Below are 11,265 nucleotides of genomic sequence, written 5' to 3'. Positions count from 1 at the left end.
GGTTCTGTTGCAAAGTTTTCTAAATGAGATTACACTCTAGAAAAAAGAGTAAGGAGAAACACAAATGCGATATTTTAAAGGAAAACAGTTCAAGAAAGATATTATTTTGGTAGCCGTCGGCTACTACTGTCGTTTTTCTTTAAGTTATCGTGATGTCTCTGAAATTTTAAAAGAACGTGGAATCTCAGTTCACCCAACAACTATCATGCGCTGGGTTCATGAATACGGAAACCTTCTCTATCAAATTTGGAAGAAGAAAAATAAAAACGTCCAATTATCTTGGAAGCTAGATGAAACCTATATAAAAGTCAAAGGAAAATGGTGTTATTTATATCGTGCAATAGATAAAGACGGGCATACATTGGATATTCAACTTCGTAAAAAACGAGATTATCAGGCTGCTTATGCCTTTATGAAAAGATTAGTGAAAACATTTGGCGAACCAACGGCTCTAACAACAGACAAAGCGCCGGCATTACTTTGCGCATTTAAGAAATTAAGAAAACAAGGTTTTTATTCAAATACAACTCATTGCACAATCAAACATTTGAACAATCTCGTCGAACAGGATCATAGGCATGTCAAAAGGCGTTTTACCAAATCCGCAGGATTTCAAAACCTTCGTCATGCTTCACGTACGATAAAAGGAATCGAAACCATTCATGCTCTATATAAAAGAAACCGAAGTCTTGACTTAGACTTCGGTTTTTCAACGTATAATGAATTACACAAATTATTAATCACTGTCTAAATACTTCCCCCATTTAGCAACACCTGTTTATGCTTTTTGAAACTTTGCAACAGAACCGGATGAATTATGTTAATTTTATACTAAGTAAATACAAGCTAAAATCAGGGGGGATATGAATTTTTTGATTTTATCAATTTGGCTATCATTCACTTATTTATTATTGAATTTTCTGAATTTTAATAATAGAATATACCTGTCAAATAATTTAATGAGGTGTCTGAAATGAGAAAATTGATTTACCTGTTCATTTTTTTACTGTTTACAGGGATAATAGGTTTTACAGCTCAAGCTCAAACACCAAGTAAAGAAGTTACTTCTAAAGAAAAACTTAACGTTAAAAAATTAGATGTCGCTGAATTTTTCTCTGATCATAATGGAACGTTTATATTACGTGATGTTAATACTGGAGAAACTTTTGTCTACAATCAGGAAAGAGCTAACACAAGACAAACCCCGGAATCTACATTTAAGGTCCCTAATGCCTTAATTGGGTTACAAGTCAAAGCTGTTCGAGATGAGTATGATGTAAAACGATGGGATGGTGTAAAACGTGAATTTGATACATGGAACCGTGATCATACCCTTGGATCGGCTATGCGTGAATCAGCTATTTGGTATTATCAGGAAATGGCTAGGGATATTGGAGAGCAACGTATGAATGATTGGATACAAAAAATCTCGTATGGAAACGAGGATATTAGTGGAGGAATTGACCATTTCTGGTTAAGCAGCTCTTTAAAAATTAGTCCTCTTGAACAAGTTGATTTTATCGAGAAGTTGTATAAAGAAGAGCTTCCGTTTGATAGACCTGTAATGAAAACTGTTAAACGAATGATGATCCAAGAAGAAGGAAATCACTACACACTTTACGGAAAAACGGGGACAAGATTATCTGATTTAGGATTAGGCTGGTTTGTTGGATTTATAAAAATAGACAATCGTTCTTATGTTTTTGTAACAAACATTGATAGTACGGGTACAAAAGCTAAAAACATCACATTGGATATCTTAAAGAAATACCGCTTAATTACAGAATAAATAGGATATCATGTACTGAATTTTCAATACATGATATCTATATAAAGTAAGCAGAAAAAGAAATATACTTTTTATGTTGTTCAGCAATCGGACGCGATTCTGGAGTAACACAGATAGAAAATGATCAAACTTTTTTACAAAAACTGAAGACCCAATCACAAAGAAAGACTCCATTTTGATCAATCTTTTTTTCAAAATGGAGTCTTTTGGTTTACCATAGAATGCGGATTTGTAAGAAGTTTTTAATCAAACATTATTTCAAAGCTACAACAGAACCTGAAAAAATTTCTCAATATAAAAATTATAGTTATTTTCGACATAACTATTCGAAATAATCAATCAATAATTTATAATAACCTTTAAATTGGTTATTATCAGTCCCCTGTATATTAATACTTTCAAGTGTTAAATCATTTATATGTCTCAAATAAGAAAGGCTGAAATCATGGATAATACAGAAAAAAAACTAGAATACTTATTATTCAATGCATGGGCTGTTTCTTTTATTGCAACCATTGGAAGTTTATATCTTTCCGAAATAATGAAATATGAACCATGTACATTATGCTGGTATCAACGTATTCTTATGTATCCATTAGTTGTTTTGTTAGGAGCAGCTATTATACGAAAGGATTATAAAATTGGGATTTATAGTTTGATAATCGCTATCATAGGTGCATGTATATCTGTATATCATTATTTACTTCAAAAAGTTTCCTTTTTTTCTACAAGTAGTGCAACATGTGGAAGAGTACCTTGCACAGGCGATTACTTAGATTGGTTTGGATTTATCACGATCCCATTTCTTGCTTTAATAGCTTTTCTTATCATTATTATTTGTAGTGTTATTCTTATTAAAATAAGCAAGGAGAGAAGAAATGTATGAAAAAAATGCTTATTTTTATCACTGCTGTTATATTGGTATTTGCAGTTATTACTGTCATAGCTAAGAAGGAAATGAAAAGTGAAAAAACGACAAGTATAGAAAAGATAAATTATTATCAGAACCAAATTACGCCTGAACAATTACAGCAAGATCTCTCAAATAAAAAAGAAAAAATAATCTATTATTACCAGACAACCTGTCTTCATTGCTCAAGGGTTTCTCCAATTGTAATTCCTATGGCAAAAGATATGAATATTGATATGCAAGTTATGAATCTGGGAAAATATAAACAAGGATGGAGTATGTTTCAAATAAAAGGGACTCCTACCATTGTACATTACAAAGACGGGAAAGAAATAAACCGAATTTTAGGAGAGCAGTCAAGGGAAACGTTTAAAAACTGGTTTGAGAATAATAAATGAGTTTTTGAAGTTTTTATTTATGTAAATAAAGGATTTGATTAATCATATTTTGCTATCAACATGGAAAACACTCAATTGAGTGTTTTTTCTTTCATTGGAAATATGTAATATTAATAGGATGAATCCTAGTATTCTAAAATCAAAAAAGTTGAGAAATACCAAATATTACTTTTTATTCTTGTTTTTACCAACAATTTTGTATATTTTATAGTAGAGCAATATATTTTTAGGGAACCCCCCTCATGCTTACCAAAGAAAACTGAATATTCACCCACTTCATCTTGATAGGCATGAGGGGGAGAATCCCCTATTACAATAAAATATAATAGGAGGTAAGACATGTTTAAAAAGATTGCATTCTCAATAGCTTCAGTTGCAGTGGCTGGTTCTGTTTTATTTGCAAATCAAGCGGTAACCTATGCTGATGGTTTGTATCCAGTTCAAAAGACTGGTGGTGCAGGTTTAGACCTTCGTAAGACTCCAACAATAAAAGGTACACGAACTGAAACAAATATTCCAGATGGACACAATCTCTATTTATACTGCTATGTTAATGGTGAATACTACAATGGAAGTAAAATTTGGGATTGGGTAGATGATGATTTTTGGCGCGGCGATTTTGACACTGGTTATGCTCCTGATTATTTTATTAAGACTGGTACATCTGGTCCAGTTGTTGAATATTGTTCATTTTAATCATAAGATAATGAAAACAGCCTTATGCAAGGCTGTTTTCTTGTTTACATTTTAATTTCTACAGTTTTTGGAGAGCTGATTTCATTATGTGTCATTTGGTCTCGCACCACATCTGTAGTCACCTTTACATTCCTTAGATCCTTTGGAGCTTGGGATAGGAAACAGATTAGCGTAAATTTAATTTTTTCTCTTGCTTTTAAACTCCGATCTTTAGGATCCGCGTTCATTTTATACACATCTACTTGTTCCCCGCTGCTTAAAAGTAGTGTTTTTATGGGCCCTTTTCCTAAATCAAGTGGTTGATCGGAAGTATTTTCTAAGGTGGTTGTTAGTTGAATCACGTTCATTTCCTCTGTATTCAATCCTCGTTCTTTCAGGTTATACTTGCCGATTTCACTTACTTCTGTACTCCGTGCGATTTTAATTCGTTCCACTTGGATATGGAGTGGGTCTACTTCAATCGTCGTATTTGGTTCACTTAATTGGTTTAAGATAAATATTCCGAGCGGATGTTCCGCTTTGACTCCTACTTGAGTTAATGGTTCCTTATAAGCCTTAACTTTTACATTGTGCTTAGACTTTATAGCATTTTTCTCGCTATCAAATTTTATTTCTGTCTCTGATTTTGTTTGACTGGAACAAGCAGATATAAATATACACACCCATACAACCATTAGGAAAGAAAATATTTTTTTCATTTATACGCTCCTTTACTACAGAATATTATTAATACATTTAACTCTACTGTATAGTTCTTAAATAATTGTAAATTAATAGTTTATAGTTTTAAATATGTCCATTAGAAATATATGTATTTTTATGTTGAGAAAATTTATAAATCAACGTGTGAAAAACGGTTCTGGTGCAAATACTTCAGAAGATATATAGAGAGGTGAAAAGTTTCCTAGTAGAATCTATTTTATGCTGGAAGGCCGAATAGTTGATGAATGAGGTTCACTTGATTTCGGACAGATTTCTCCCCTTGGAGAGTTTGTCCTTTTTTCATCATGTGCATCGTCTCTATGCCACTCAGTATGTAAGTGGCAGTACGAAATGATTTCAATCCTAACATAGAACGAACACGTTTCTTGATAAAACGATGATCTTGTTCCATGATATTGTTTAAATATTTCTTTTGTCTGAGTTGCATGTCTGATGGCATGTTTTTTTCCTTCCTCAATTCTCCAACTGCTATAGGATAAGCCGGATTTTTATCCACTGTTATGACACGCGGCTTAGAAACATGAAAAGACCGCAAAGCTTTCTTGAAAAAGCGCTTTGCAGCCTTGTGGTCTCTTGTTTGGCTTAGATAAAACTCAATCGTATTTCCTTTCGAATCGACAGCTCGGTACAGATACATCCATTGACCTTTTACTTTTATATATGTTTCATCAACTCTCCAGGAGTCATTTGTTTGCTTGAGGTGACGACGAATTTGTTTGTCTAACTCAGGACCATACTGGTGTACCCAACGCATAATGGTAGTGTGGGCAATGGGTACACCACGCTCTTCCATCATTTCCACCAAATCACGAAAACTCAGATTGTACCGTAAGTACCATCTCACTGTAAGAAGGATAATTTCAGACTGATAATGTTTCCACTTGAACAAATTTTTCGTTTTCATACCGATGACACCCCTTTTTTAGAGTCATAGTATCAGTATGTCCAAGTTTGATAGATTTTTTGCACCAGAACCATACCAATCACGCACCCTTTCTAGAGTAATAGTAACAGTATGTCCAAGATTTATAGATTCATTGCAATTGTCCTTAGGCTTTTGCACCAGAACCATATAAAATCCATCTGTAATCAGCCCAATTTTTTATCTGTTAAGAAACTTTGCACCAGAACCAGAGCATGTTTGCATGTTTCACCTTTTTTTATGTACAATAAGAACAAGAGATAATATAGACAGAGAGAGGAAATCCATGTCCACTAAATTGGTAAATTTACGCATTGATTTTGCTTTTAAACAGTTGTTTGGCACGAAAGGGAATGAAGAGATTTTAACTGGGCTCCTAAATGCCATTTTAGAAGAATCTTTAGATGAACCAATTGTCTCTCTACAATTGGAAGACCCGCATCTTCATAAGGCTTACGAAGATGATAAATTATCCATTTTAGATTTATTAGCAACACTAGAGAACGGAACGCAAGTGAATATAGAAATTCAGCTTCGAAATACTCATGATATGATCAAACGTTCTTTATATTATTGGAGTAAACTCTATACGTCCCAAATGCAAGAAGGAATGCCATATCGTTCACTTCGCAAAACAATCACCATTAATTTATTAGATTTCATACTATTTTCTAATGATGAATCCTTTCATACAATCGGACAGTTATGGAATACGAACACACAACAAATCTTAAGTAATGACATTGAAATTCATTTCGTAGAGATTCCAAAACTTGTGAGACAATGGCGTGAAGAAAAAGTGAATCCTTGGGAAAATGCGTTTGTTCGTTGGATGTTATTATTACCAGCACATGAAGACGAACATTTAACTCAAACATTGGAGGAGATTGCTATGAATCAAGATCCAATTTTACAAAAGGCAATAAGTAAATGGGAAAATATGAGCCATGACTCTTCTTTCCGAACAGCTTATGAAGCTCGTGAGAAGTTACTTCTAGATGAACAAGCCAAATTAGCACATGCTCGTGAAGAAGGTTTAGAAGAAGGTTTAGAAAAAGGTAAATTCCAATTAATTCGTGGTATGCATAAGAATGGTATGCCGTTAGAAGACATTGCGAAATTCACAGGTCTAAGTACAGAAGAAGTCCGAAAGATATTATTATAATGCATGGAATTATAAAAGCTTTTTACTGTTGCAGGATTCATAGAAAAAAACCATGGATCCAGTAACTACATCTAAAGAACCGCTCCTGTATCTATTCAGAAGCGGTTCTTTGGTTCTGTTGCCTGCATATCTTATATCTTTTGAGAATATATCCACACCTATCGGCATATATCTTAAACACAATAGATATGCGAAAGGGTGAGAGTGTGATTTCATCATATTCAGTAAGATATATTTTAATAACGGGTAATACTTTTAGAAAAAAAGTAATCACTGTATATGCATCCTCTGAGTTCTTTGCTATTGAAAAAATCAAAAAAGAATTAGAACGCCGTTTTTCTAATCCTACAAAAATTGAAGTCTATACGGTATAGATACTTAAAAACAATTAAAAAGAAAGGGAAAGGGATGGAACAATATCGATTTCATCCCGTTTTCTTTTGATTTATTATATATTAATTACATATTAAAATTCATCTTCACCAATTAAATTCCCCGCATCATTATCTTTGATTAAACGTTGCTTTAAATAATTTTCTTTTGTCGTTCTATCATCTTTATGACCTACTGCGGCTGCGATAAGATGTGGTGGTAACTCTTTATAATCGTACAAGTACTGTACATAAAAGTGTCTAAAGAAGTGAGGGGTTATCCGAATATCTTTCGTAAACCGGAGATCCGTATCCTTAATAATCTTTGTAATGTACTGAGATAAATAATTTTCTCGATATGCTGTATGATTTTTGGTTTGAAAGATGGTACCACCATTCTTATTCCCTATATTAATAGGAAGTCGTCGGCGTATACGAAAGGCAACAATACGATGAAAAATCTCCTTATTAATAGAAACAATTCTTTCACCATCCCCCTTTGTATCTACAGTCAAGTAATATCGGTCACGTACTGAATCAAATTCAAGGTCTTCCCACTTCGCATGAGCAACTTCCGCAACACGTAACCCCGTTGTCGCAAGAATAGATAATAAAGCATAATTAATCTCGTTATCCTGATAATAGCGAAGTAATTGCTTTACTTCTTCATAAGATAAATCCCTCTTTGGTTTATGATGCTTGCCTACTGTGGTGCGCAATACTTCCACATGAAGTGGCTCCTGAATATATCCAATTTCATATAACCATTTTAAATAGGATCGAATTACACCTAGCTTTCTACTTATTGTTGATGGTTTGTATTTCTCCTTGGATTGATAGGAAACTGCCTCCTCTGACAACCACCTCTGGTAGTTACGGATATGACGTTTTCGTAGATTCCTCCATACACGACCATCTTCGTAATCTTTTACATCTTGTTGCAAAAACTCTGTGCTTTGTTTAATAAAGAAATAGAATTGACTTAGATCACGTGCATATAAAATACGTGAATTATCCTTTATCCGTTTTTCCTTATCAAAATGAGTTTGTCGGTTTAAATAGTAGTAAAGTATCTCTTCATCAGAAAAACCATCATACGTTTGTTTATCTTCTCGCTCATTGGTTTCTTTTCTTTGCTCCGCTTGTTTTAGAATATCTTCATTCCAAATTGCAATTATATTTGCAAATTCTTGTTTTTCAATAATTTCTAAAAAACTATCCTTATGTAGTGTATTTATTTCAAATTTCATCTTATATCAACTCCTAACGGAATTACAATCTATTACTATTATAACCTAAATACATATAAAACTAGTTGTATAAAGAAATTAAACTCTAATTATTAGTAAATGAATAATACCCATAGAAAATTGCTCATTTTCTACGGTTATTATTCATTTATTTTTTAATATTATCTTTTATATGTTTTCTAATTATATAAAAGATAATTTAATTAGAAAATGAATTTATCTTTTATATATGTTTAAAAATAAATTAAGTGTTACTTGTGTTATAATTAAATTAAATCATATATTTTAGTAACCTAACTTTACATAATAAAATTATAAATTTCACATAAAAGAAGCTTACTCGTAGGAGGAAAGAGAATGTTTGAAATGCAAGAAATGAATATGAATACAAATGAAGTAAAGGCTTATTTAAAAATTAGTAGCTTCATTTTCAATACTCTTATGAAGCAAGGCCAATTAAATCCAATTAATAGAGATACCTGGCGTTTAGATGGTAGTTTTTTATTTAAGCGAGAAGATATAGAAAAATTGAAAGAAGAACGTGAAACAGAAGGAATTACCTTATATCAGGCAACCAAAGATTATAATGTGAGTATGTATCAGCTTGAAAAGTGGATAGAAGAAGGGGATTTGACTTGTACTATACAGAAACATCGTAATCGTGAAACGAAATTTGTAAAAGAGGAAGAAATACACGGATTGGTACAACAATTGGATCAGGCAACTACCCTCTATACATTCTCACAAAAGCATAGTGTAGTATTGTTCCAAAAATTTATGGAGGGCAATAAATTAGCACGCATTATATCTATTCCGAAACGTGGGGATATTGTTCTTCTTGATGAGTTTGGAAACAATATGACACTAGAGGATGCAACTAAAATGGGGTATAAGCCCTCATATGTTCTATCAGATAAACCAAGAAGTCATCATCAAAAGTTTGTAAAATTTCGTTTTCCTAAATCAGATCAATTACGTAGTAATATTTTTCACTTAATTGATTTAGTACTACAGTATGTATCACCACGAAATATTAAGGTTTCTGAGGAAGATGGATTCTGGTATTTTGATGTTCGTCAATCTATTATTCAATTACCAATGCAAATGCAGGTAGAATGGATTGATTGTTTAACCCCTTATGTAATAGAAGGAAAACTAACAAGACGGGTTAATAATAGCGTGTATTTAGATAGCAGCAGCGTGACTAAATCAGTAACGATTACAAGCAATGAATACCATTCGATTACAAAAATTGTAAAAGAGACGAACAGTTCTATTGAAGAATTTATTGCAAGTGCAATCCGAGATAAAATTAATCAACATATGTTGTATAAACACTAAAATCTTCATCACATTAGAAAGATGCCAATCAAAAAAGAACCACTGTACTTCTAGTGGTTCTTTTTTTGTTGCAATAATCTATAAATACTTTAGCAGTAAAGGTAGAAATTAATTAATTCAATAAATTATTAAACTCTAGCATGACTACAATCCTCTGAAATGTATGAGCAAAAATAAAGTCTCATACAAGATTTTCATTAAAATTACAAAATACTTATCAGATTTGATTTTAAGTAACGATATTGATTTTAAGTGTAATTGTATTGTTAGTGTTCTTAAAATGATTTAATGGCGAATCTGATGATTAGTTTTTTGCACCAGAACCCGTAAATCTATACCGAAATTTTATAACCGCTTAATATATCGTTAATATTTACTTGTTAAAATTTTACACATAATAATGTAATAGGAGGAAGAGAAAATGAAGCAATTGGAAAAGTGTGAATTATACTTATCAGAAGGACAAGAGTTAATATGGCACATTGCAGAAGTAAAGCGTGGGAATAATACATATCGTTTTGAAATTCATAAAGCGGTGAGTTATATGGCGGTATATCTTGTCGATAGAAATCAAAAGCGGTTCCTGATTTCCAATCTCGAGGAAATGCTTTCGATGATACCTGACGAAATATCGCGGAAACGTTATCGCAATATCGTAGGTGATGCGCCTTGGTTGCTATTGGATGGTATACATGATTTTCGTGGAATGACGACAGAAGAGCGAGCAGCGTTTCTATATTTGAAGGAACAAGTTTTAGACGAGATGATAGCGAGTATAGAGGGAATGATGGTATAAACGTAATTAAAAACCGCCAACGATGGCGGTCAATTTTTTGTTCGTTTATTTTAATCTGTCACTAAAAATATTAACTTGATGGATGTGTGGTATTCCCCCTTATGGAATACCTACAAACTAATCTTTTCTTATTCCACTAACCTCCTATTAGTTAAAAAGCGTTGTATTAAGAATTTTTACAAATATCTGACACTCCAATTACACTCACTTAACATTTCTTTAGTAAGGTAAATAAGACATTATATAAAGAGGAAATTCAAGATGACTTTGGGCGAAGGATATCACCTGGATTTGTTTTGAAGTAACTTTAACTGTCAATTGTTTAATTGGTAAATATATCTCTTAGATAAAAGTTTACATCCAGCTGATTAAACAATTTTATTAATGACCGAATATTGAATTTTTTTAACCATTTAAAAATGAGGAGGATGGATGATGAAAAAAGTAATTTTTGCACTAGCGACCGTTCTAGCTATCGGAACTGCTACAACAGCGTTTGCCAAGCAGGACACGCTTAATTCTGGTAAAGAAGGGGAACAACTAACAGAAAAATTCCAACAACTCACTCGCAATAATGTTTGGGAACAGAAAGAAAAAGTAGATCTGCAATTTAACACATATCATCCGCAAGGAATGACGAAAGTTGGAGATTTGTACTACATGTCTTCTGTAGAAATCATTGAAAAACCAGTTAAATACGACCAGCCGAAAGATGGTTTTGATCGCACACCTGGTAAAGGCGTCGGTCACCTATTTGTTTTTAACAAAGAAGGAAAGCTCCTAAAGGATTTAAAGCTTGGGGAAGGGGATATGTACCATCCTGGAGGAATTGCATTTGATGGTACATCAATTTGGGTTCCTGTTGCAGAATATCGCCCAAACAGCCAATCTATCATTTATAAAG

At 32.8% G+C, this 11,265-nt stretch carries 12 protein-coding genes; 9 read left to right on the top strand and 3 right to left on the bottom strand.

Going from position 1 to position 11,265, the window contains the following annotated elements; all coding sequences use genetic code 11:
• Window positions 1–64 precede the first annotated feature (64 nt).
• From CN326_RS09695 to CN326_RS09675, 5 genes are all read left to right on the top strand, one after another.
• Complete coding sequence (locus CN326_RS09695; protein ID WP_098308694.1) at window positions 65–751, top strand: IS6 family transposase; 687 nt, start codon at window positions 65–67, stop codon at window positions 749–751.
• A 222-nt stretch (window positions 752–973) separates the two neighbouring features.
• The gene (blaOXA, locus tag CN326_RS09690; protein ID WP_098308692.1) at window positions 974–1,789 is read left to right on the top strand and encodes a class D beta-lactamase; all 816 of its coding nucleotides are present in this window, start codon (window positions 974–976) and stop codon (window positions 1,787–1,789) included.
• 445 nt (window positions 1,790–2,234) lie between these two features.
• Entirely contained in the window at window positions 2,235–2,675 is a 441-nt protein-coding gene (locus tag CN326_RS09685; RefSeq protein WP_098308690.1) for a disulfide oxidoreductase, read from the top strand.
• Complete coding sequence (locus tag CN326_RS09680) at window positions 2,672–3,097, top strand: thioredoxin family protein (protein WP_098308688.1); 426 nt, start codon at window positions 2,672–2,674, stop codon at window positions 3,095–3,097. Before CN326_RS09685 ends, CN326_RS09680 begins: the two co-directional genes overlap by 4 nt.
• Window positions 3,098–3,436: 339 nt before the next feature.
• Window positions 3,437–3,793: a hypothetical protein gene (locus tag CN326_RS09675; RefSeq protein WP_098308686.1), complete on the top strand. Its 357-nt coding sequence runs from the start codon at window positions 3,437–3,439 to the stop codon at window positions 3,791–3,793.
• 44 nt (window positions 3,794–3,837) lie between these two features.
• On the opposite strand, the gene CN326_RS09670 is transcribed toward CN326_RS09675, so the two are convergent.
• Both CN326_RS09670 and CN326_RS09665 read right to left on the bottom strand, forming a co-directional pair.
• Window positions 3,838–4,491 carry a hypothetical protein gene (locus CN326_RS09670; protein ID WP_098308684.1) on the bottom strand — a complete coding sequence of 218 codons (654 nt, stop codon included), beginning with the start codon at window positions 4,489–4,491 and terminating at the stop codon, window positions 3,838–3,840.
• A gap of 221 nt (window positions 4,492–4,712) precedes the next feature.
• On the bottom strand, window positions 4,713–5,420 hold the full coding sequence (locus CN326_RS09665) for an IS6 family transposase (RefSeq protein WP_098308682.1): 708 nt from the start codon (window positions 5,418–5,420) through the stop codon (window positions 4,713–4,715).
• A 304-nt stretch (window positions 5,421–5,724) separates the two neighbouring features.
• Here CN326_RS09665 and CN326_RS09660 point away from each other — a divergent pair, with 304 nt between their 5' ends.
• On the top strand, window positions 5,725–6,603 hold the full coding sequence (locus CN326_RS09660) for an Rpn family recombination-promoting nuclease/putative transposase (protein ID WP_098308680.1): 879 nt from the start codon (window positions 5,725–5,727) through the stop codon (window positions 6,601–6,603).
• Window positions 6,604–7,069: 466 nt separating this feature from the next.
• On the opposite strand, the gene CN326_RS09655 is transcribed toward CN326_RS09660, so the two are convergent.
• Window positions 7,070–8,224: a tyrosine-type recombinase/integrase gene (locus CN326_RS09655; protein WP_098308678.1), complete on the bottom strand. Its 1,155-nt coding sequence runs from the start codon at window positions 8,222–8,224 to the stop codon at window positions 7,070–7,072.
• A 357-nt stretch (window positions 8,225–8,581) separates the two neighbouring features.
• Here CN326_RS09655 and CN326_RS09650 point away from each other — a divergent pair, with 357 nt between their 5' ends.
• The 3 genes from CN326_RS09650 to CN326_RS09640 all read left to right on the top strand — a co-directional run.
• The gene (locus CN326_RS09650) at window positions 8,582–9,565 is read left to right on the top strand and encodes a DNA-binding protein (protein ID WP_098308676.1); all 984 of its coding nucleotides are present in this window, start codon (window positions 8,582–8,584) and stop codon (window positions 9,563–9,565) included.
• 421 nt (window positions 9,566–9,986) lie between these two features.
• Window positions 9,987–10,361 carry a hypothetical protein gene (locus CN326_RS25060; protein WP_255258118.1) on the top strand — a complete coding sequence of 125 codons (375 nt, stop codon included), beginning with the start codon at window positions 9,987–9,989 and terminating at the stop codon, window positions 10,359–10,361.
• A 435-nt stretch (window positions 10,362–10,796) separates the two neighbouring features.
• A partial coding sequence (locus CN326_RS09640) for a DUF6454 family protein (RefSeq protein WP_255258117.1) occupies window positions 10,797–11,265 on the top strand: 469 nt, incomplete at its 3' end.

Source organism: Bacillus sp. AFS018417, assembly GCF_002560985.1.
Classification (GTDB): domain Bacteria; phylum Bacillota; class Bacilli; order Bacillales; family Bacillaceae_G; genus Bacillus_A; species Bacillus_A rhizoplanae.
Note: the sequence above shows the minus strand (reverse complement) of the source record. Positions and strands in the feature narration are given on the sequence as shown.